This window comes from Enterobacter cloacae complex sp. BZL2005 (assembly GCF_049238885.1).
GTDB classification, from domain to species: Bacteria; Pseudomonadota; Gammaproteobacteria; order Enterobacterales; family Enterobacteriaceae; genus Enterobacter; species Enterobacter roggenkampii.
In genome coordinates this window covers 146,826-167,419 of the sequence record NZ_JBMKGI010000005.1, presented here as the reverse complement: position 1 = coordinate 167,419, position 20,594 = coordinate 146,826, and the positions used below count along the sequence as shown (strand labels likewise).

18 protein-coding genes, 1 other RNA gene and 3 pseudogenes are annotated in these 20,594 nt (G+C 54.2%); 9 read left to right on the top strand and 13 right to left on the bottom strand.

Annotated features, from left to right (window positions below; genetic code table 11):
* The 5 genes from ACOTXI_RS11875 to ACOTXI_RS11855 all read left to right on the top strand — a co-directional run bounded on the left by ACOTXI_RS11875 (nucleotide 1) and on the right by ACOTXI_RS11855 (nucleotide 2,862).
* Entirely contained in the window at nucleotides 1–399 is a 399-nt protein-coding gene (locus ACOTXI_RS11875; protein WP_014885329.1) for a phage holin family protein, read from the top strand.
* Nucleotides 396–692, top strand: a complete 297-nt coding sequence (locus ACOTXI_RS11870) for a YqjK-like family protein (RefSeq protein ID WP_008503139.1) — start codon at nucleotides 396–398, stop codon at nucleotides 690–692. Before ACOTXI_RS11875 ends, ACOTXI_RS11870 begins: the two co-directional genes overlap by 4 nt.
* Before the next feature lie 247 nt (nucleotides 693–939).
* Nucleotides 940–1,332 carry a DoxX family protein gene (locus ACOTXI_RS11865; protein WP_023294633.1) on the top strand — a complete coding sequence of 131 codons (393 nt, stop codon included), beginning with the start codon at nucleotides 940–942 and terminating at the stop codon, nucleotides 1,330–1,332.
* Nucleotides 1,333–1,403: 71 nt separating this feature from the next.
* Nucleotides 1,404–2,390 carry a glutathione S-transferase family protein gene (locus tag ACOTXI_RS11860; RefSeq protein ID WP_023326148.1) on the top strand — a complete coding sequence of 329 codons (987 nt, stop codon included), beginning with the start codon at nucleotides 1,404–1,406 and terminating at the stop codon, nucleotides 2,388–2,390.
* Nucleotides 2,391–2,496: 106 nt separating this feature from the next.
* A complete protein-coding gene (locus tag ACOTXI_RS11855) occupies nucleotides 2,497–2,862 on the top strand; it encodes a DUF805 domain-containing protein (RefSeq protein ID WP_008503136.1) in 366 nt (121 codons plus the stop codon).
* A 41-nt stretch (nucleotides 2,863–2,903) separates the two neighbouring features.
* Here the strand turns inward: ACOTXI_RS11855 and yhaJ are convergent, their stop codons facing one another.
* The gene (gene yhaJ / locus ACOTXI_RS11850) at nucleotides 2,904–3,806 is read right to left on the bottom strand and encodes a DNA-binding transcriptional regulator YhaJ (RefSeq protein WP_008503135.1); all 903 of its coding nucleotides are present in this window, start codon (nucleotides 3,804–3,806) and stop codon (nucleotides 2,904–2,906) included.
* A gap of 104 nt (nucleotides 3,807–3,910) precedes the next feature.
* Here yhaJ and ACOTXI_RS11845 point away from each other — a divergent pair, with 104 nt between their 5' ends.
* A complete protein-coding gene (locus tag ACOTXI_RS11845; protein ID WP_008503134.1) occupies nucleotides 3,911–4,612 on the top strand; it encodes a pirin family protein in 702 nt (233 codons plus the stop codon).
* 61 nt (nucleotides 4,613–4,673) lie between these two features.
* Here the strand turns inward: ACOTXI_RS11845 and ACOTXI_RS11840 are convergent, their stop codons facing one another.
* From ACOTXI_RS11840 to ACOTXI_RS11830, 3 genes are all read right to left on the bottom strand, one after another.
* Complete coding sequence (locus tag ACOTXI_RS11840) at nucleotides 4,674–5,975, bottom strand: serine dehydratase subunit alpha family protein (protein WP_058655027.1); 1,302 nt, start codon at nucleotides 5,973–5,975, stop codon at nucleotides 4,674–4,676.
* Between the two features lie 20 nt (nucleotides 5,976–5,995).
* A complete protein-coding gene (locus tag ACOTXI_RS11835; protein ID WP_058655026.1) occupies nucleotides 5,996–7,327 on the bottom strand; it encodes an amino acid permease in 1,332 nt (443 codons plus the stop codon).
* 261 nt (nucleotides 7,328–7,588) lie between these two features.
* Complete coding sequence (locus tag ACOTXI_RS11830) at nucleotides 7,589–7,999, bottom strand: Spy/CpxP family protein refolding chaperone (protein WP_008503131.1); 411 nt, start codon at nucleotides 7,997–7,999, stop codon at nucleotides 7,589–7,591.
* A 231-nt stretch (nucleotides 8,000–8,230) separates the two neighbouring features.
* Between ACOTXI_RS11830 and ACOTXI_RS11825 the strand changes: the two are divergent.
* The 3 genes and pseudogenes from ACOTXI_RS11825 to ACOTXI_RS11815 all read left to right on the top strand — a co-directional run.
* A pseudogene (locus ACOTXI_RS11825) lies at nucleotides 8,231–8,371 on the top strand (type IV secretion protein Rhs); the annotation flags it as partial.
* Nucleotides 8,371–9,021, top strand: a pseudogene (locus ACOTXI_RS11820) (type VI immunity family protein); the annotation flags it as partial. The pseudogenes ACOTXI_RS11825 and ACOTXI_RS11820, both read left to right, overlap by 1 nt.
* 12 nt (nucleotides 9,022–9,033) lie before the next feature.
* A complete protein-coding gene (locus ACOTXI_RS11815) occupies nucleotides 9,034–10,005 on the top strand; it encodes a DUF3396 domain-containing protein (protein WP_058655025.1) in 972 nt (323 codons plus the stop codon).
* A 38-nt stretch (nucleotides 10,006–10,043) separates the two neighbouring features.
* Here ACOTXI_RS11815 and pflB read toward each other — a convergent pair whose 3' ends face one another.
* The 9 genes and pseudogenes from pflB to garR all read right to left on the bottom strand — a co-directional run bounded on the left by pflB (nucleotide 10,044) and on the right by garR (nucleotide 20,591).
* Entirely contained in the window at nucleotides 10,044–12,338 is a 2,295-nt protein-coding gene (gene pflB, locus ACOTXI_RS11810) for a formate C-acetyltransferase (RefSeq protein ID WP_058655024.1), read from the bottom strand.
* Nucleotides 12,339–12,353: 15 nt separating this feature from the next.
* On the bottom strand, nucleotides 12,354–13,562 hold the full coding sequence (tdcD, locus tag ACOTXI_RS11805) for a propionate kinase (RefSeq protein ID WP_058655034.1): 1,209 nt from the start codon (nucleotides 13,560–13,562) through the stop codon (nucleotides 12,354–12,356).
* 30 nt (nucleotides 13,563–13,592) lie between these two features.
* The gene (tdcC, locus tag ACOTXI_RS11800; protein ID WP_008501506.1) at nucleotides 13,593–14,924 is read right to left on the bottom strand and encodes a threonine/serine transporter TdcC; all 1,332 of its coding nucleotides are present in this window, start codon (nucleotides 14,922–14,924) and stop codon (nucleotides 13,593–13,595) included.
* A gap of 9 nt (nucleotides 14,925–14,933) precedes the next feature.
* Complete coding sequence (gene tdcB / locus ACOTXI_RS11795) at nucleotides 14,934–15,923, bottom strand: bifunctional threonine ammonia-lyase/L-serine ammonia-lyase TdcB (RefSeq protein WP_023326154.1); 990 nt, start codon at nucleotides 15,921–15,923, stop codon at nucleotides 14,934–14,936.
* 100 nt (nucleotides 15,924–16,023) lie between these two features.
* Nucleotides 16,024–16,944: a transcriptional regulator TdcA gene (tdcA, locus tag ACOTXI_RS11790; protein WP_008501504.1), complete on the bottom strand. Its 921-nt coding sequence runs from the start codon at nucleotides 16,942–16,944 to the stop codon at nucleotides 16,024–16,026.
* 754 nt (nucleotides 16,945–17,698) lie between these two features.
* Nucleotides 17,699–18,586 (bottom strand): colanic acid biosynthesis glycosyltransferase WcaA, encoded by an 888-nt coding sequence (wcaA, locus tag ACOTXI_RS11785; protein ID WP_227009871.1) that lies wholly within the window; start codon nucleotides 18,584–18,586, stop codon nucleotides 17,699–17,701.
* Between the two features lie 24 nt (nucleotides 18,587–18,610).
* Nucleotides 18,611–18,892, bottom strand: a pseudogene (locus tag ACOTXI_RS11780) (pentapeptide repeat-containing protein); the annotation flags it as partial.
* A 372-nt stretch (nucleotides 18,893–19,264) separates the two neighbouring features.
* An RNA gene (rnpB, locus tag ACOTXI_RS11775) (RNase P RNA component class A) lies at nucleotides 19,265–19,641 on the bottom strand.
* Between the two features lie 59 nt (nucleotides 19,642–19,700).
* Entirely contained in the window at nucleotides 19,701–20,591 is an 891-nt protein-coding gene (gene garR / locus ACOTXI_RS11770; protein ID WP_008501502.1) for a 2-hydroxy-3-oxopropionate reductase, read from the bottom strand.
* Between the last annotated feature and the right edge of the window lie 3 nt (nucleotides 20,592–20,594).

The window sequence follows — 20,594 nt, the reverse complement described above, 5'->3', positions numbered from 1 at the left end:
ATGGAAGATCCTCGTCACGCACAAGGGCCTGCTAACAACGTCCTCGGCATCGGCCAGCGTATTTTGACGACGCTGGTCGGGATTGCCGAAACGCGCGTCCGGCTGGCAGTGGTCGAACTGGAGGAGGAGAAAGCGAACCTCTTCCAGATGCTGCTGATGCTTGGACTGACCATGCTCTTCGCCGCGTTTGGTCTGATGAGCCTGATGGTGTTAATCATCTGGGCCATTGACCCGCAGTATCGTCTTAACGCGATGATTGCCACGACCGTCGTTCTGCTGGTCGCGGCGCTGATTGGCGGCATATGGACGCTGCGTAAAGCGCGTAAGTCCACGTTCCTGCGCCATACGCGTCAGGAGCTGGCTAACGATCGCGCCCTGCTGGAGGATGACAAGCCGTGAGCGGTAAAGCCGAACGTCAAAAGCGAAAAGCGTACCTGCTAAGCCAGATCCAGCAGCAACGGCTGGATCTGTCGGCCAGCCGTCGCGACTGGATTGACGCGACGCGACGGTTTGACCGGGGCTGGAACACCTTCCTGAGCCTGCGTTCATGGGCGCTGGTCGGCAGCAGCGTGATGGCTATCTGGACGGTTCGTCACCCAAATATGCTCATCCGCTGGGCGCGCCGTGGTTTTGGTGCCTGGAGCGCCTGGCGTCTGGTGAAAGCCACGATCCGTCAGCAGCAATTACGCTAGCCTTCTCGCCGGGTGGCGGCTACGCCTTACCCGGCCTACTTACACTCGTAGGCCGGGTAAGCGCAGCGCCACCCGACAACCCCCCCTCCCTTACTCAATATCTTTGAAGAAGATTGACAGTTTTCCTTGCTAACAATCGCCCACCGTCACGTTTATGATGCTCTCCATCGACAGCAACGACGCGGTATCTACCCGGAATTGCAGACAAATAACGTTCAGCCGCTGATGTGGTTTCCTGGAGAGTAAAATGAAAAAATTAGAAGATGTTGGTGTACTGGTCGCGCGTATTCTGATGCCAATTCTGTTCATCGTGGCAGGTTGGGGCAAAATCACCGGTTATGCGGGTACCCAGCAGTATATGGAAGCCATGGGCGTTCCGGGGTTCCTGTTGCCACTGACCATTCTCCTTGAGTTCGGCGGCGGCCTGGCAGTGCTGTTCGGCTTCCTGACCCGTACCACCGCGCTGTTTACCGCAGGCTTCACCCTGCTGACCGCGTTCATCTTCCACAGCAACTTTGCGGAAGGCGTGAACTCACTGATGTTCATGAAAAACCTGACCATCGCGGGTGGCTTCCTGCTGCTGGCCGTCACTGGCCCGGGCGCATACAGCATCGACCGCGTTCTGAATAAGAAATGGTAAGCACGCTATACTGAATAAACACAAAGCGAGGAGACATCTCCTCGCTTTTGCTATCTGACGGAGGAGAAAAAATGGGACAACTCGTAGACGGCGTCTGGCAGGATGTCTGGTATGACACCAAATCCACCGGAGGTCGCTTTAAGCGCTCTGTTTCGGCCTTCCGTAACTGGCTGACCGCCGACGGCGCACCAGGCCCGAGCGGCGAAGGCGGCTTCGCGGCTGAGAAAGATCGTTATCATCTTTATGTTTCCCTCGCCTGCCCGTGGGCCCACCGCACGCTGATCGTGCGCAAGCTTAAAGGTCTCGAATCCTTCATTCCGGTTTCCGTGGTCAACCCGCTGATGCTGGAAAATGGCTGGACGTTTGACAGTGATTTCCCTGCGGCAACCGGCGACGATCTTTATCACCACGATTTCCTGTACCAGCTCTATCTGCGCGCCGATCCGCACTACACCGGGCGCGTGACCGTGCCGGTGCTGTGGGACAAGAAAAACCAGACGATTGTCAGCAATGAGTCTGCGGAAATCATCCGCATGTTCAATACCGCGTTTGACGCGCACGGCGCCCGTGCCGGAGATTACTATCCGGTTGAACTGCGCGAGAAAATTGATGAGCTGAACGGCTGGATTTACGACAACGTCAATAACGGTGTCTATAAGGCCGGTTTCGCCACCAGCCAGGAAGCGTATGACGAAGCGGTCGGAAAGGTGTTTGAATCGCTGGAACGCCTGGAACAGATCCTGGGCCAGCATCGCTACCTGACGGGCGATCGCCTGACGGAAGCGGACATTCGCCTGTGGACCACGCTGGTTCGCTTTGATCCGGTCTATGTCACCCACTTTAAGTGCGACAAGCACCGCATCAGCGACTACCTGAACCTGCATGGTTTCCTGCGCGACATCTACCAGATGCCGGGCATCGCGGAGACGGTCGACTTCGACCATATTCGCACCCACTATTTCCGCAGCCACAAGACCATCAACCCGACGGGTATTATCTCCATTGGGCCGTGGCAGGATCTGGATGAACCGCACGGGCGCGACGTCCGTTTTGGATAAATATTAAGGGCATCACCAGATGCCCTTTTTTAATTCACAATCTCCATCTATTCTTACCTCGATCGCTTAGAAAACAAGTGATTGACTGACTAATGAGGCAAGGAAAATGGACTGGTATTTAAAAGTACTGCGCAACTACATTGGATTTGGTGGCCGCGCCCGCCGCAAAGAGTACTGGATGTTCGTTCTGGTGAACTTCATCCTCATCATGGTGCTGGGTATTGTGGATAAAATTCTTGGCTGGGAGCGGGCTGGCGGTGAAGGCGTGCTGACCACCATTTATGGCCTGTTAGTCCTGCTGCCATCGTGGGCGGTATTGTTCCGTCGGCTGCACGATACCGATCGTTCGGCGTGGTGGCTATTGCTGCTGTTGATCCCGATCGTGGGCTGGATCGTGATTCTTATCTTCAACTGCCAGAGCGGGACGCCGGGCGAAAACCGCTTTGGTCCGGATCCTAAGATCGTCGCGTAAATTACTGCCCGGTGGCGCTTACGCTTACCGGGCCTACTCGTTTATTTATTGTGGTGGGCGAAGAGTTTGGGTATTTCGCGCAGGCACCATGATTTGGCTTCGCCCATGCTGTCGCGACGCCACGCCATAATGATATCCACTTCGCTGGTGTACTCCGGACTCACGACCCGCAGCCGCCCTTCCGCAATATCTTTCTCCACAAACGGGTACGGCATCGTCGCCACGCCCAGACCGGCCAGCAGCGCCTGCCGTTTGTCTTCCAGTGAGGTCACCGTCAGACGTGGCTGCTTATCCAGCAGCTGCACCGTCAGCACCGGACGCTCGCGCGCGGTATCCGCGACCGCCACGCCGCGATATTTCACGCGCGTCACTTCAGAGAGCGGCTCCGGCTCCTGGTGAATCGGATGGTTGGGGGCGGCAACGTAGACGTTCATGACGCTGTAGAGCTTGCGCGAGTTGATTTCCGATGAGGAACGGAAGTGCATGTCCGGCGCAATAACGATATCCGCCCTGCCCGTCTCCAGACGTTCCCACGCCCCTGCCAGCACCTCGGTGATGATCGACAGCTGCGTATTGGCCTTCGCCGCCAGGCGGTCCACCAGCGGGAACAGCGCTTCGGTTGGCACCAGCGCTTCGGTAACTAACGTCAGATGGGTTTCCCAACCGCGCGCCAGCGCTTCGGCGTCAGTCGTCAGCTTATCCGCCGCTTCCAGCAGCACGCGGCCGCGCTCCAGCAGCATTCGGCCGACATTGGTGAATTTTGTTCGATGACCGGAGCGGTCAAACAGCACCACGTCCAGCTCTTCCTCCAGCTTCTGCATGGTGTAGCTCAGCGCAGACGGAACGCGCCCCAGTTCATCGGCCGCCGCCGCAAAACTGCCGCGGCGGTCAATCGCGTCCATGACGCGAAGCGCCTCAAGCGTCAATGCTCTCTCTTTAGCCATCTCGTTCTCATTCAGGAAATTTGAACATACCAGGCAGAATATCTGGCTAACAATGAAGCGTCCATACCTTTACCATTGTTTTAGTGTAAAGAGAGGTCAAGTTTATGATTACGACAAGAACAGCTAAACAGTGCGGACAAGCCGATTTCGGTTGGCTGCAGGCCCGCTACACCTTTTCCTTTGGACACTACTTTGACCCTAAACTCCTCGGTTACGCTTCACTGCGCGTGTTGAACCAGGAAGTGCTCGCCCCGGGCGCCTCCTTCCAGCCGCGTACGTACCCGAAAGTCGATATCCTGAACCTGATCCTGGAAGGCGAGGCAGAATACCGCGATAGCGAGGGCAATCATGTCCAGGCAAAGGCTGGCGAAGCGCTGTTAATTTCCACGCAGCCGGGCATCAGCTACAGCGAGCATAACCTCAGCAAAGACAAAACGCTGACCCGCATGCAGCTGTGGCTCGACGCCTGCCCTGAGCGGGAAAATCCGCTGGTACAGAAGTTAGATTTAACGGGCGATAAGCAACAGCTGATTGCATCCCCTGATGGCAGTAAAGAGAGCCTGCAGCTGCGTCAGCAGGTGTGGCTGCACCATATCGAGCTGAAGAAAGGTGAGCAGGCAAGCTTCCAGCTTCACGGCCCGCGAGCCTATCTGCAGTCGATTCACGGTACGGTGCATGCGGTGACGCACGCGGAAGAGAAAGAAGCGCTCACCTGCGGCGACGGCGCGTTTATTCGTGATGAAGCGAATATTACCCTGGTGGCGGATACGCCGCTGCGCGCGCTGCTGATTGATTTGCCGGTTTAAAGAACGCCCTCACCCTAACCCTCTCCCACAGGGAGAGGGAACCGATAGAGCTCTGAACTCGCTACACCTTACTCGCCATGATCTCAATAATCTGCCGGTCCGTGGCCTGCATCGAGCGGCACGCCAGGGCGCACAGGTTCGCGATCGACTGCTCCACATCGTGCGCGACAATCCCCTCGTTGCCCGTCACGCCCGACTCATCCAGCGCCATCATCACCGCTTTCCAGGCGCTACTGACGCTGGTGGAGACCTTCATGGCGCAGCTGTTTGACGCCCCGTCGCAGATCATCCCGCTGACGTCACCGATCATACTGCCGATCGCCATTGCGATGGTCTGGTAACGGCCACCCATCAGCCACGCCATGCCCGCCGCAGCGCCCATCGCCGCCGTTGTCGCCGCACACAGTGCGGACAGGCGTGGAAGCTGATAATGGATATAGATCGCCGACAAATGCGACAGCATCAGCGCCCGCGCCAGCCGTTCGTCACCGGCCTGAAGGTGCTCAGCCACAACAACGACGGGCATGGTGGCGGTGATCCCCTGGTTACCGGAGCCCGAATTGCTCATCGCCGGCAGCGTTGCGCCCCCCATCCGGGCATCCGAGGCGGCGCTGGTGCGAATAACAATGTCTGAACCCAGATCCTGCGCCAGCCATCCGCGCGAGCGCTGCTTCTCAAGCGTTGCGCCAATATGCAGCCCCCACTTCCCGCTGAGCCCTTCGCGGGAGAGCGCATCGTTCAGTTGCCCTGCTTCCAGGATGAAGCGAATGGCCTCAAACGGCACCTGCTCGACAAATTCCAGGATCTGCGACAGCGTAGCGTGCGACAGTACCGCCAGCGGGTTGTCATCCACCTCGGTCACGGGCTTATCCAGCGTAAAGCGCGTTTCCCCCTGGCAAACCACTTCCACCACCCGGGTATGCCCGCCCGCGATGGTCACCATTGCCGAGAGATCCCCGGCATAAACGCAGGCACGGGAATAGAGGATCTCATCGCAGGCCTCCTGCAGTTTTACCTGCACTTGCCCTGCCTCAAGCAGGGCTTTGGCGCGGACCAGTGCATCGGCTGTGGCATCTTTCAACACCTCCAGTCCGGCGTGCGCGTTACCGCCAATTGCGCCCAGCGCCGCAGCAATGGGCAACCCGACCATGCCGGTACCCGGCACCGTTACGCCCAGCCCGTTTTTCATCAGGTTCGGCGAGACCCACGCCTCAATCCGTGTGACCTCCCCCGGCAGGAGGTCTGCGGCAATCGCACAGGCCAGTGCCAGAGAGACGGGCTCGGTGCACCCAAGGGCAGGCTTCACTTCTTCCTGCACCGCGCGAATAAATTGATTCCATAAAGGATGAGTTTGCTCAGACATCGTTACGACCTTAATTACCCTCAGGAGAATGCGAGGAAAGGAGAAACACAAAGCAGCAGTCCGGTGATGATGATTATCACCAGCGATACGCCTTTATATTTATGCAGCGCCGGTACCTTGTAGACCAGCCATGCCGGGATCAGACAGCCCACCATGCCGAAGATGGGGCTACAGATGGAGGTGAAGCTCAACACCGGCGCGTTCAGGACTATCGCGCTCCAGGCCAGCAGAATGGCGAACAGCATAATCCCGCGCTGGACGGCGTTTTCATTGATTCTTTCTGCCGGCATTTTGCGGCGCAGGATGTTCATGACGATACCCTGCGTGGCCTCGCGGAAGCCGAGGTAGACGCCGAAGAACGCGGTCATCACGGCGAAGATATTGAGGATCACGCTGACGATTTTGACCCAGCCCGCGCCGTCGCCGCTGATAAACTGCGCCGCAATCGCCAGGGCAGAGATATTCTGCTCGTAGGCTTTGACCGCCTCATCGTGCCCCATCGCCAGGGTGAAAGAGACGGCATAGAAGAAGACCGTCACAAACAGGACGCCAAAAGCAATGTTCATCGCCCGCAGCGCCTTATGACGCGCCACCTCCACCGATTTTTCACGCGAGCGGTAAGAGATCACCATCGGGCTGAGGGTCTGAATAAAGAGAATGGAGGTTAAGGTAAAGGGCAGCGTAATGATGGCGTTTTTAATCAGCAGCCCCAGCGGCGGCAGCATGCCCACGTTGGCTAAATGCCAGAGGCCGATCATCGACAGGCCCAGCGCGGCAACTACGAATAATTTGGTCAGCACCATCAGGCTGGACACTTTAAACAGCAGCTTTTCACCGCGTGAAGAAATCGCGACCAGAATGCAAATCAGGAATAAACCGTAGAACGGATTTTCCGAGAGCAAACCGTCGGTCACGCCGAAGGTGTGCAAATACGAGGCGCTGTCGTTGGTAATGGCCGTGGAATAGACAAACATCCAGATCACCAGCATCACGAAATAGAGCGCACCTAATAAAATTCCCCAGTTCTTACCCAAATACCCGCTAATTACGCTCGGGTAGTCTTTGCATTCCGGGGATTCTGCCAGCGTGTTAATAAACAACCGTTGGAATAAATACATGGCGGGATAACCAATAATGGACGAGAGCAAAAAGACCCACAGCCCCATTAATCCGACTTGTACCGGGAGAAAAACAATCCCCGCGCCAATAGCCATTCCGATACTCATGATGACCCAACCCGTGTCGGTGCTGTCGAATTTGATCGCCTCTCGCCACTCGCTTTCACTCATTCCCTCCCGCCTTGCCGCGGGGGAATCATTCACAATGACACTGCTGTTTGTTGCCGTATCCATGGGGCACTCGCTTATTTTGTAGGGTAAACAGTTGTTTTTATAAGGTTCCGATCGCCAGCGATGGCGATTCAGATGGCAGCAGGTGCTTGTTATTGATGTGAGAAAATATTAACCGGAGCGAGGGAGAAAAAAGTCACAACTTTTATGAGGATTTTCGAATGATAGAGGAAAATTTGCTTTGTTAATGGGTTGATAGACGGTATTTTTCTAAAAGTGACGCCGATCAAGAAATAAAAACCCGCGCGGTGCGCGGGCAGGAAATCAGTTAGCCAGCGCGTTAGCCATATCCGTTCTAATCTGTTTGCGCTGTTCCGGCGTCAATACCTGACTGACGTCGAAGTAATATTTCACGCGGTAATAGCGGGTCTGCTCTTCAATTTTGCTGAATGCACTAAGCTGGCTTTTCACCGTGCTTTCGTCCCATTTGCCCGCCTGGAACATGTCGATCAGCGCACCGTCCTTCACGCCCGTCATCGGGATCTTGCTGACATTTTGTTCCAGCTGCTTATGCAGATCTTCAATCTTTTTCACCTGCTCATTGCTGAGCTTCAGGTGCTGTACCAGAGGATCCTGGGACGGTGACGGGGCAGCCTCAACGTTCGCGGCCTGCGCCGTAAAACTGCACACCACCAGTGAAGCAGCAGCCAACGCAATGCGGGTCATTTTCATCATCTTACAGTCCTTACATGCTGTTATAGGAAAAAGCAGGAGCATTGTTTTTCAAGAGCGGATGAATATGTGTGAGTAATTATATAAACAATTTTGTATGTTAAGCGGATCGATTTATTTATCTCCTCCATTAAACCCTATGACTCTATTTCTCTTTATAAGATCAGTTATTTACAATAAATTTGAGTTATGTAACCATCCCACCTTATCCCTTCATTTAGTCAGGTTTTTGTTATGGATAACTGGCTGGCGCTTTTTGACGGACAGACCCGTTACTTTCTGGATATCAATGACAGTCCAGTGAAGCCGGATGTTTTGCGCTTTCGCGGCAGGGAAGCCCTGAGCGAGCCCTTCCGGTGGGATATTGAGTTCACCTGGCGCAGCGTTTTTCCGGCGTGATGGTGGACTCCATTGGAACGCTTGAAGGGGGCGCAGCCGTCATTGGCCTGAAAGGTGCCTGCTGGTACACCATTCTGGGCAATCCGTGGCTGGAAAAGCTCGTCGGAGAAAATGACGTCGCACGACGTCTGGCGAATACACCGGAAATCAGCCTGCTCTCTTATAACAATGGTGTAATTCTGAAAGCCGGTGAGCTTCCTCCGGGCCTGGGAGAGATGAAAAAAGAAGGCCTTCCTCCGTTACTTGTGAAGATTAATCAAATCATCAGGCCGGTTCGCTATGATGAACCCCGCTCGCTACATTTTTACTCGTCCTATGAGAACCACCAGTTTAATAAAGAATCGACCATGAAGTGGTACCGGCGCTTCGATGAGGCCAGCGCCCTGCTGGACAGCGAGGAGCCTGAAACCTCATCTGAACCGGTACGCATTACCCGCTGGACCGATGAAAACGCCCCGCACGCCGGGCAGTGGGCCGCCATCGTTAACGGCACAACGGAGTATATTCAGACCCGGGAAGGGCAGAAGATGCCCGCCTTTGAGGATAAACACGGCAAAAAACACCGCGCCCGCTGGTCACTGCTTAAGCGTGACGACCAGGGCAGCGTATTTGTTATTCCGGAATAAGAGAAACAAGAGATGGAACTCAGTTATATCGAAAAATGGCTGCCGGAAGCATCGGTTAAATACAAGGACGGCAGCCCGGCGGTCAACCTCGGGCTGATTATCACCGTGTTCTTTAAAAACGGCCATACGCCGGAGGTTCGCCGAAAAATGGTGGAGTGTGTGGATCGTTATTACGGTGAATTTAAGCCGTTTCTCAGGAAAACGCTGCCGGTAAAGAAATGGACCAGAATCACCGAAAACAATTATGCCAGACAGCGGCAGGCAATCCTTGACTCAACGCCTGAAGAAATTATTGACTGGGTACTGAGTTCCGCTCAGGAGTCCTATCTTGCGCCGGGTTACAGCATCTTAATTATGGGAACTCGCATTTTTCATAATGATACGGACCGTTCAGTTATTAAACTTGTCTTTCCTCTTTCCCTGCTGAAAGAGCCGGACGGTAAGGAACGGTATGAAAACTGGCTGCTGTGGCTGTGCAATACCTTCGAAGTGGAAAGCGGCTATGCCGGGCTGTCGTTCGTTCTGCCCTACGCGCGTGAACGCATGTTCCCGTATGAATATGCCCTGGCGCAGCGTTTTTCCGGCGTGATGGTGGACTCTCTGGGTACCCTGGAAGGCGGGGAAGCGGTCGAAGGCCTCAAAGGTGCCTGCTGGTACACCATCCTGGCTACGCCCTGGCTGGAAAGGCTCGGCGGAGAAGATGCCGTCTCTCGGCGTCTTGCGAAAACACCGGAAATCAGCCTGCTCTCCTATAACAACGGGGTGATTATGAAAGCCGGTGAGCTACCTCCACCACTTGGCGAAAAGCAAACGGAAGGTCTTCCTCAATTACTGGTAAAAATAAACCAGATTATTCTCCCTGTTCGTTATGACGGCCATAAAGGACTTCATTTCTATTCCGAATACGAAAACCACCAGTTTGATGAAGAATCCTCCATGAAGTGGTTTGCCCGCTTCGATGAGGCCAGCGCCCTGCTGGAATGAAAAGCCCCCTTTTCAATAAGGGGGCTGAATGACATATCTTAAATCGCCTGCGTAAACGTCCTCGAAATCACGTCCTGCTGCTGCTCGCGTGTCAGCGCATTAAACCGCACCGCATAGCCCGAAACGCGGATCGTCAGGTTCGGGTAATTCTCCGGATGCGCAATGGCATCGAGGAGCATCTCCCGGTTCATCACGTTAACGTTCAGGTGCTGCCCACCCTCAATAGACGCTTCGTGATGGAAGTACCCGTCCAGCAGCCCTACCAGGTTGGTTTTGCGCACCAGCTCGTCTTTGCCCAGCGCCTGCGGCACGATGGAGAAGGTGTAAGAGATCCCGTCTTTGGCATAGGTGAACGGCAGCTTGGCGACCGACGTTAACGAGGCCACCGCCCCTTTTCTGTCACGGCCGTGCATGGGGTTCGCGCCTGGGGCAAACGGCGTGCCGCCGCGTCGTCCGTCCGGCGTGTTCCCGGTCTTCTGCCCGTAAACCACGTTGGAGGTAATGGTCAGGATCGACTGGGTCGGTACCGCGTTGCGGTAGGTTGGCAGCGCCTGAATTTTCTTCATAAAGCGTTCCACCAGGTCGCAGGCGATGCTGTCCACGCGGTCATCGTTGTTGCCGTACTGCGGGTAATCCCCTTCTATCACGAAATCGACCGCCAGACCGGTATGATCGCGCACCGGCTTCACCGTGGCGTATTTAATGGCGGACAGGGAATCTGCCGCTACCGACAACCCGGCAATGCCGCAGGCCATAGTGCGGTAAACGTCCCGGTCGTGAAGCGCCATCAGCGAGGCTTCGTAGCTGTACTTATCATGCATGTAGTGAATGAGATTCAGCGCGCTGATGTACTGCACCGCCAGCCAGTCCATGAAGTGATCGAGGCTCGCCATTACGGTGTCGTAATCCAGTACCTCATCCAGCAGCGGATCGGTTTTCGGGCCGACCTGAATCTTCAGCTTCTCGTCCACCCCGCCGTTGATCGCGTACAGCAGCGTTTTGGCGAGGTTGGCGCGCGCGCCAAAGAACTGCATCTGCTTGCCGATCACCATCGGGCTGACGCAGCAGGCAATGGCGTAGTCGTCGCTGTTGAAGTCGGCGCGCATCAGATCGTCGTTCTCGTATTGCAGCGAGGAGGTAACGATCGACACCTGCGCGGCGTATTTCTTGAACGCGATCGGCAGCTGTTCAGACCAGAGGATCGTCAGGTTCGGCTCCGGCGCGGGCCCCATGGTGTGCAGGGTGTGCAGATAGCGGAAGCTGTTTTTGGTCACCAGCGTGCGGCCGTCCAGCCCCATGCCGCCGATCACTTCCGTGGCCCAGATCGGATCGCCGGAGAAGAGCGTGTCGAATTCCGGCGTGCGCAGGAAGCGCACCATGCGGATCTTCATGATGAAGTGGTCGATCAGCTCCTGCGCCTGCACCTCGTTCAGCCGCCCCGCCTGCATGTCGCGTTCGATGTAGATATCGAGGAACGAGGCCGTGCGCCCCAGCGACATCGCTCCGCCGTTCTGGGATTTTACCGCTGCCAGGTAGGCGAAATAGAGCCACTGCACCGCTTCCTGGGCATTCATCGCCGGGCGTGAGATATCAAAGCCATAGTTGGCCGCCATCTGCTGGATCTGCAGCAGCGCGCGCTTGTGTTCCGCCAGCTCTTCGCGCAGGCGGATCGTCGCCTCCAGATCTTCGCCACGTTCCAGCCTGCCCTGCAGATCGGCGAACTGAAGCTCACGCTCGCGCACCAGATAGCGGATACCGTAGAGCGCCACGCGGCGGTAATCGCCGATGATGCGCCCGCGCCCGTAGCCGTCCGGCAAACCGGTCAGCACGCCGGATTTGCGGCAGCGCATCATCTCTGGCGAATAGACGTCAAACACGCCCTGGTTGTGGGTTTTGCGCAGGTCGGTAAACAGGTATTCAAACTGCGGATCCATCTCCCGGCCATAGGCTTCGAACGAGCTGCGGATCATGTTGATCCCGCCGTACGGATGCAGGGCGCGCTTGAGCGGCTTGTCGGTTTGCAGGCCGACGATCGTCTCCAGATCCTGGTCGATGTAGCCCGGCCCGTGGGCCGTAATGGTGGTGGCAATGTTGGTGTCAAAATCCACCGGGGCGTGGGTGGCATTCTCCTGACGAATGCCGACCATCACCTTCTGCCACAGCGCCGTCGTTGCTGGCGTCGCCTGCGCGAGGAAAGCTTCATCGCCTTCATAAGGGGTGTAGTTATGCTGAATAAAATCGCGGACGTTGACGGCGTTTTTCCATTCTTCACCGCGAAACCCGGCCCATGCGTCGCTGTAGGGCGCGACGCCCGTATCGATTGTTACTTTCATCAGATTCTCGCTTTATCAGGCGTAAGCCGCAGCCGGGGTAACCTTCCCAAGACGGAGGGCGTCCAGCGCGATCATTTTTTCTTCGTTGGTAGGGATCACCGCGCAGATCACTCGGGAGGTATCAGTGGAGATGACGCGCTCACCCGCGCTGCCCGGCAGGGCATTTTTGGCGTCGTCGAGGCGGATGCCGAACACGTTCAGATGTTCCGCCACCAGCGCGCGGACAAGCGTTGAGTTTTCGCCGATGCCGCCGGTAAAGACCACTGCATCCAGGCGGTGCAGCGACGCCGCGTGCCCGGCGATATGTCGCGCTATACGGTGAACGAAGGTCTGGATAGCCAGCTGCGCCCGCTCATTGCCGGCGTGCCAGGCTTTCTCCAGCGCCCGTAAATCGGAGGAGATGCCGGAGATCCCCAGCAACCCGGACTCTTTGTTGACCACGCGCTCCAGATCCTCAAACGACTGGCCGGTCTGCTGGGCAATCCACGCCATCGCGCCAAAATCCACGTCGCCGCAGCGCGTACCCATCATCAGTCCTTCCAGCGGCGTCATGCCCATGGACGTATCCACGCTCTCGCCGTTACGCACCGCGCAAATGGACGCCCCGTTGCCGAGGTGGGCAACCACCAGACCGCTGTCATCGGGGGACAGCCCGAGGAGCGCGTGCGCCTGCCCGGACACGTAGCGGTGAGAGGTGCCGTGGAAGCCGTAGCGGCGCACGCCCAGCGCTTCAAAATAGCGGTACGGCAAACCGTACAGGTACGCCTGCGGCGGCAGCGTCTGGTGGAAGCTGGTATCAAATACCGCGACCTGCTGCACGCCCGGAAACAGGCGCTCTGCGGCTTCCACGCCGCTCAGGTTGGCGTAGTTATGCAGCGGCGCCAGCGGGGAGACCAGGCGGATCTGCTCAATCACCTCTTCCGTAATCAGGGTCGACTCGCTGAAGAGGTCACCACCGTGCGCAATGCGGTGGCCAATTAAGGCCACGCTGCTCATCAGGTCACGCTTCTCCAGCTCCAGGGCGATGGCAGCCAGCGCCCCTTCGTAGTCCTGGTGAGCCAGTCTGGCTGGCTCACCCCCGTTCACGGAAATAAAGGTTTTATCCGTGTTGATGCCGTCTGCAATGCCCGTCACCAGGGCGTCGCAGCTGCTGGCATCGAGCACCGAAAACTTAACAGAGGACGAACCGCAGTTAATTACCAGTACAACCGGAAACTCAATCATCATGTGACTCCGCTCTTCCTGAGCAATGGGTTAGAACAGTTTGTAAACGATATTCAGAATGGTCAGCAGGCCCACAACCGTGACGAAGATGTTCTCGGGTTTGCCCTTGTATTTCGCCATGGCCGGTGCTTTGCGGATGGCGTACATCGGCAGCAGGCACAGCAGAGAGGCGATGATTGGCGCGCCCATGGCTTCGATAAGGTCGAGAATGTTCGGGTTGGCGTACGCGACAACCCAGGTGGAGCCCATGATGAACACCATGCTGATGGTGTTCAGTTTGCCGACAGAGACCTTCTTCTTATCGCCTTTGTAGCCGAACTTGAGGATCAGGCCATTCAGCCCTTCCAGCGTGCCCAGGTAATGACCGAAGAAAGATTTGAAGATAGCGACCAGGGCAATAATGGAAGCGCCATATTCCAGTACCGTCGCGAACGTCGATTTAGTGCCGGACATGGAGGCAAAGTGGTTCGCCAGGTAAGAGAGCACCGGAATGTTCTGCGCTTTGGCGTCCGCCATGTTCTGCGGAGAGAGCGTAAACAGGCAGCTAAAGGCGAAGAACATCACCACGGCGACCATCAGCATGCTGGCGCGACCGATGATTTTGGAACATTTCTGCTCGGTGAATTCTTTACCGAACTCCGGCTCGTACTCTTCGCGCTTGGAGACCACAAACGAGGAGACGATAGGCGAGAAGTTGAAGGAGAAGACCATGATGGAGATCCCCAGCCACACCGTGACCAGAATGCCGTCATGGCCGGTGAAGGCGATATCGCTCAGGTTGACCTGGTCGATCACCGCGGAGTTCCAGTAAGGGATCAGCGACAGGGAAATCAGCACCAGACTGGCAATAAACGGGAACACCAGGAAGCTCATCACCTTCACCATCAGGTCTTTACCAAACCAGATAACAAAAGCCATCAGCAGCAGCAGGAACAGCGCCACCACGCCGCGGTTTAGCGCAGGCAGCTGGAGCTGGTTTTCCCAGAAGGTCATGAAGGTGTTAGTAATAGTGACGCCATAAATCCACAGCAGCGGGCAAATGGCAAAGAAGTAGAGGAACGTGATCACCACCCCACCGGTTTTACCGAAATGCTCTTCCACCGTTTCGGTGATGTTGCCGGAGACGTTGCTGCCGGACAGGCAGAGGCGCGCCAGCGCGCGGTGGCAGTAAAACGCAATCGGGAACGCGAGAACCAGCATCAGCAGGATAGGGATTAAGCCCCCAAAGCCTGCGCGAATGGGGAAGAACAGCACGCCTGCGCCAATGGCGGTACCAAACAGGCCAAGCGTCCAGGTGGTATCAGACTTACGCCAGGAGGACGTTTTTGTCTGGCCAACGATAATGCTTTCTGTGTTGCTCATAGGTCACCTTTATGCGTCAACGAAGCCGGTAATTTGGGAAACACGGGAGAGATCGATATTGCCGCCGGAAATAATGCAGACGGTTTTGCGGCCCTGAATATAGTGGTCAAGCTTGCCGCTTAATAACGCGGCACAGGCCAGCGCGCCGGCGCCTTCCGTCACCACTTTATTTCGCTGAATAAGGGCAATCATGCTGTTGCGAATATCGTCTTCGCTCACCAGCACAATATCATCGACCAGTTCACGAACGATTTCGAAGGTTAATTTACCCGGACGAGAGACGTCGCAGCCGTCGGCTAACGTGCCGGTAACGCGATGGTTGGTTATTTCTCCTGCCTGCCAGGAAGCTGCCATTCCGTGTACGTTTTCAGACTGTACGCCGATAATATTAATGGTCGGGTTGATGGATTTAATCGCCGTTGCAATCCCGGCAATTAATCCGCCGCCGCCGATAGGGACAATGACATTATCCACGTCGTATAAATCTTCGAGAATTTCCAGACCGATGGTGCCCTGCCCGGCGATCACTTTGGCGTCATCGTAAGGCGGAATAAAAATGCGCCCTTCCATCTCGACGATTTCGCTCACTTTAGCGATGGTGTCGTTGAAGTTCTCACCGTGGAGCACCACTTCCGCCGAGTAGTCGCGGGTTGCGGCCACTTTAGATTTTGGTGCGCCCATCGGCATCACCACTTTACCGTCGATGCCGAGCATGGCGCAGGAGAGCGACACTCCCTGCGCGTGGTTTCCCGCAGAGCAGGCGACCACGCCTTTGCGCTTTTCAGCATCGGTCAGCGAGCTTAATTTATTAAACGCGCCGCGAATTTTGAACGAACCGGTACGCTGCATGTTCTCAAACTTAAGGAATATTTCGCCCTTACACCGTTCGCTGAGATAATTCGAGCGCGGCATACCGGTTTTATATATCTTGCCTGCCAGTCGTTTTCTGGCGTCCTGAATATCTTCAATGGTTACCGGGAGATCGTAGGTAATATGCATAATATCCTCGTTATAATAATTCATTCTTTTCAGGCAAAGTCAGGGTATCAGAGCGTTAATACGTTAAGCTCTGGGTATTTTTAAAATTAAAACTTATTATTCATCGTCGTCTTTCGATATTCATCGACGAATATTGTTTAGCCAGCTCAACTAATACTGACGCCGATTTTTTAATCCTGTAATTTTTAGACCACACGGCAGCATAACGCGCCACGGGTAATTCGTCTTCCACGGGCAGCACAATAAATTGATCCGAACCGAATGGGGCAATCATGTCGCGGGGAATCACCGTCAGATAATCGGCATTCAGGACAAGGTTATAAATGGTGACGACGGAATCGGTCTGGACGATGTTTTCGATGCTGATGTGGTTGTCTTGCAGAGTGGTCAGAAGTTCTTTGTAGTAGCCCATATCGGTTTGCGGCATCACCCACTGCTCGTGCGTAAGCGATGCCAGTGTCGTCGGGCCGGTGCACGTTCGCGTTTTGCTGGCGACCAGCACAAACTCAGACTCAAACAGCGGTTCGACGTGCAGATCCTGCAGCAGCATTTCATCGCTCAGCGTGCCGATAGCGAAATCCAGACGACCATCGCGAATGGCCGGGAGGAAAGAGGAGAGCTGAGCTTCATACATTGAGACGCGCGCTTTCGGGAACACTTCCTTGAATTTTTTGATCATCTCAGACAGGAAGGTAAAACCAATCAGCGACGGATAGCCAAAGGAGACATCCATAACGGTGCTAAAACTGAGACTGTTGATTTCGCTCACCATGTTTTTCATTTCACGGGTGATCGACTCGGAGTACGAGAGCAGAACCTGGCCTGCAGCCGTCAGTTTTACGCCCGTATTTTTACGTACCATCACTTCCACACCGAAGTAAGATTCGATATCGCTGATGATTTTGCTGACGGCGGGTTGCGTCAGGCCCAGTTGTCTTGCAGCAGAACCTATGGAGCCACTTTTAATGACTTCCTGAAATACCACGAGGTGCTGTGTTTTCGGTAGAATAATAGTGTTCATAATATTCTGCGCTTATTTCCCTATGACGGGGTGAATTCTACTCAATAATGTTTCAGGGGGTATGTGCTGTTACTCACAATTTGCTTTGAGCAACCCTTAACTCACGTTTTAAAAACCCATTAAAAACCTTATAAATCAATGCATTGAAGGTAATTAAATACGCTACAACGCTGATATTGATCAACAAAAATAGCGCTAATAAATTTATTTTATGGCAATAACCCGGATTTATTTCACCGTTCTTAAAAAATCAATAAAGACGATATTTCAGGCAATTAAAGGCTAATAAATAACCGTCATTTGTTTGAAACATACTTTCATTTAAGCCATTTTTTACGACATAAATTTTCAAATTTCAGGAAAAGAGTGGAATACGTCACATATTCACGGAGGAAATGTATTTGATTTCAATAAGCGCACATCAAACGAGAAAAGATTTACGAACATTAAGCTAACAATCATAACAAATTATCAATACTACAGATCGCCGGTTTTTTAGATTTAAATTTTGTGATGGTGATCTTCTGCAGATGCCGAGGCGGAACCGTCGAGTGAAAAACAGTGAAATGTGCTTAATGTCGCAAATATGAGAATTGATGTCGTTTGTGTGGTGCCGGATAGCGCTGCGCTTACCCGTTCGTCGTGGTTGTCCGCCGGGGTAATTCCCGGCGACTTATCCAGCCCCTCGTCACAATGATTGCCGTATTCAACTACTATTTCCAGACACCACAACGACTCTTGTCGTTTGTACACATCAGAACTTTTTGTTCCGGAAGCGGGTATACATCATCAGATAGCGTTTCAGATTGCGTAGCGTCATCAGTTTCATCAGGGTTTGCGGGCGCATCTTTTTGTTGCGAATGTAGTATAGAGTGAAGAGCTGATATTTTTTACTCGATACGTCTAATTTGGCTTTGTGTTTCCGGTAAAAACGTAGATAACCTGAAAACTTTCGTCCTGAGCAGGTAATGCGGGCTTCGCCGTGATTGACATAAAGCACCTGTGTGATGTCATCCAGTTTGAAAGGTTCACCGAAGGTTTCTGCAAGCCGATAAAAAGCATCATAATCCTGAGCGGCAGGCAAGGCGTCGTCGAACAGGATCTGCTGCATTCTACTGGTTAAGGTCAGCATTTGGTTGCCTATAATATTCCGTTTATCAAACAGGCTTTTTTTATAAGCCGGTTTCGGATACACCTGTAATTCATCAGGATGATGATATCCGGTACCGTCACAGAGATAATCATTTGCGTACAAAAAACTGTGCAACTGAAGTTTATGTTGCCAGGTAAGAAAAGAGGACAGGCGTGTCGGCAGCCATTCATCATCATCATCCAGACCCGTAATAAGGTCACCACGGGCCATTCTTATAGCCTGATTTCGGACTGCACAAGCGCCAGAGTTAAATTCATTGCGGATATAGGTAATGCGTGGGTCATTCAGTTCGGAGATATACGTCAAGAGTTGGTCAAATGAGGATGAGAAATCGTCAATGATAATGAGTTCCCAGTTCACATAGTCTTGATTCAGTACCGATTGTATGGCTCTGATCGTCAATGCCTGGCGGTTCCAGGTTGGCATGTAGATGGAGATGAGTGGTCGGGATAGTGGCGTATCACTTTCATTTTGTTCATGTTCCGTCAATAACCTGACATCATGGATATCACTTCCAGTAAAATCCACGCAAGTACAATTAGCGTGACTAAAAATTGTACCTTCCGTTTTACAGTAGCTAAGATTAGCGCCTGCAAGGTTGGCACAGGAGAAATCGGCTCCTCGAAGATCACAAAACGAAATATCGCATCCCGATAAATTAATATTGCGTAAATAGAGCCCCCTGAGATCCATAAATCGCAGGTCTGCACCTGCCAAATCAGGCTGATATCGGTGATTTTTAAGTATATTTTTATGATATTGGATTAGTTTTTTTAGTTTGTTTTTTCTGTCCATGCTCAAACGAATGCCGATGAAAAAATTAGGCATTGAGTTAAGCGCTCTTAACATTCTATAGCAATAGTCCCCCTTCATTTTCAGAAATTAATTAGGGACAAACTGTATTCATTAACGTTTTATTTATTTTTCTCATACATTGTAGTGAGCCAGGGTGGTCTGTAGAGCCAATATTGTCAGTAAATAAATATGAATCGCAATCCAGAGGCATACATATAAACTGAAGGCAGACGGAAATGAAGGCTGTCGCGGTTGCAAGGTTTCAGGATAGTCGGGATGGAACAGCCGTTGGTGTGCCTCGTTTGTATCATAAACTGTGTCACATTTTCACCTGGGAAAGCCTGAGACACACCAACGTATTGTTTTAGAAGAAGTTGAAGCTGACCGATAAGCCGGGTTCTGTCGTGGACAGTCATTCATCTAGGCCAGCAATCGCTCACTGGCTCAAGCAGCCTACCCGGGTTCAGTACGGGCCGTACCATGTGAACCCCTATTTGGCCTTGCTCCGGGTGGAGTTTACCGTGCCACGGACTGTTACCAGCCGCGCGGTGCGCTCTTACCGCACCCTTTCACCCTTACCTGATCCCGCTTGCGCGGGCCATCGGCGGTTTGCTCTCTGTTGCACTGGTCGTGGGTTTCCCCCCCAGGCGTTACCTGGCACCCTGCCCTATGGAGCCCGGACTTTCCTCCCCTCCGCCCGTCTCCCCCGAAAGGGACGACGACGAAGCGGCGACTGTCTGGTCAGCTTCGGCGCGCAGTATAGAGGGTTTGCGCGCCGCTGTCACCCTCGGCTGTGGGTAAGCCGTGATTAACGCGCCACTTCCACCTTCGCCAATTTTTCGTAGTAGCATGCAATTGCGCTGTGATCGGCCGTGCCCAGGCCATCGGCACGCAATGCCTGCATCATCTCCATGACCGCTGCGGTCAGCGGCAGCTGTGCGCCCACGCCGTGGGAAGTGTCCAGCGCGTTCGCCAGATCTTTGATATGCAGGTCGATGCGGAAACCGGGTTTGAAATTGCGATCCATGACCATGGGCGCTTTGGCGTCCAGCACCGTACTGCCTGCCAGACCACCGCGAATAGCCTGGTAGACCAGGTCCGGATTGACGCCCGCTTTGGTTGCCAGCGTCAGCGCTTCAGACATGGCGGCAATGTTGAGTGCCACGATCACCTGGTTTGCCAGCTTGGTCACGTTACCCGCCCCAATCTCCCCGGTGTGTACCACGGAGCCCGCCATGGCTTTCATCAGGTCGTAAAATTTATCGAAAATAGCTTTATCGCCGCCGACCATGACCGACAGCGTGCCGTCGATGGCTTTCGGCTCGCCGCCGCTGACCGGTGCATCCAGCATATCGACGCCCTTCGCTTTCAACGCCTCGCTGATTTCACGGCTCGCGAGCGGTGCGATAGAGCTCATATCGATCAGCACCAGGCCCGGTTTCGCGCCGTCGATAATGCCGTTTTCACCCAGCGCGACTTCTTTGACGTGCGGGGAGTTTGGCAGCATGGTGATGATGACATCGCACTGCTCGGCAATGGCTTTCGCGGTGGTGGCTGCTTCTGCGCCAGCCGCTATCACCTCAGCCACGGCCTGTGGATTATGATCGGAGACCACCAGCGAGTAACCTGCTTTGATGAGGTTCTTACTCATTGGTTTACCCATGATCCCCAGGCCAATAAAACCCACTTTCAGCGTCATAAT

Coding starts and splice junctions, on each gene's coding strand:
- ACOTXI_RS11875 (WP_014885329.1), top strand. CDS start 1: ATGGAAGATCCTCGTCACGCACAAGGGCCTGCTAACAACGTCCTCGGC.
- ACOTXI_RS11865 (WP_023294633.1), top strand. CDS start 940: ATGAAAAAATTAGAAGATGTTGGTGTACTGGTCGCGCGTATTCTGATG.
- ACOTXI_RS11860 (WP_023326148.1), top strand. CDS start 1,404: ATGGGACAACTCGTAGACGGCGTCTGGCAGGATGTCTGGTATGACACC.
- ACOTXI_RS11855 (WP_008503136.1), top strand. CDS start 2,497: ATGGACTGGTATTTAAAAGTACTGCGCAACTACATTGGATTTGGTGGC.
- yhaJ (WP_008503135.1), bottom strand. CDS start 3,806: ATGGCTAAAGAGAGAGCATTGACGCTTGAGGCGCTTCGCGTCATGGAC.
- ACOTXI_RS11845 (WP_008503134.1), top strand. CDS start 3,911: ATGATTACGACAAGAACAGCTAAACAGTGCGGACAAGCCGATTTCGGT.
- ACOTXI_RS11840 (WP_058655027.1), bottom strand. CDS start 5,975: ATGTCTGAGCAAACTCATCCTTTATGGAATCAATTTATTCGCGCGGTG.
- ACOTXI_RS11835 (WP_058655026.1), bottom strand. CDS start 7,327: ATGGATACGGCAACAAACAGCAGTGTCATTGTGAATGATTCCCCCGCG.
- ACOTXI_RS11830 (WP_008503131.1), bottom strand. CDS start 7,999: ATGATGAAAATGACCCGCATTGCGTTGGCTGCTGCTTCACTGGTGGTG.
- ACOTXI_RS11815 (WP_058655025.1), top strand. CDS start 9,034: ATGGAACTCAGTTATATCGAAAAATGGCTGCCGGAAGCATCGGTTAAA.
- pflB (WP_058655024.1), bottom strand. CDS start 12,338: ATGAAAGTAACAATCGATACGGGCGTCGCGCCCTACAGCGACGCATGG.
- tdcD (WP_058655034.1), bottom strand. CDS start 13,562: ATGATTGAGTTTCCGGTTGTACTGGTAATTAACTGCGGTTCGTCCTCT.
- tdcC (WP_008501506.1), bottom strand. CDS start 14,924: ATGAGCAACACAGAAAGCATTATCGTTGGCCAGACAAAAACGTCCTCC.
- tdcB (WP_023326154.1), bottom strand. CDS start 15,923: ATGCATATTACCTACGATCTCCCGGTAACCATTGAAGATATTCAGGAC.
- tdcA (WP_008501504.1), bottom strand. CDS start 16,944: ATGAACACTATTATTCTACCGAAAACACAGCACCTCGTGGTATTTCAG.
- garR (WP_008501502.1), bottom strand. CDS start 20,591: ATGACGCTGAAAGTGGGTTTTATTGGCCTGGGGATCATGGGTAAACCA.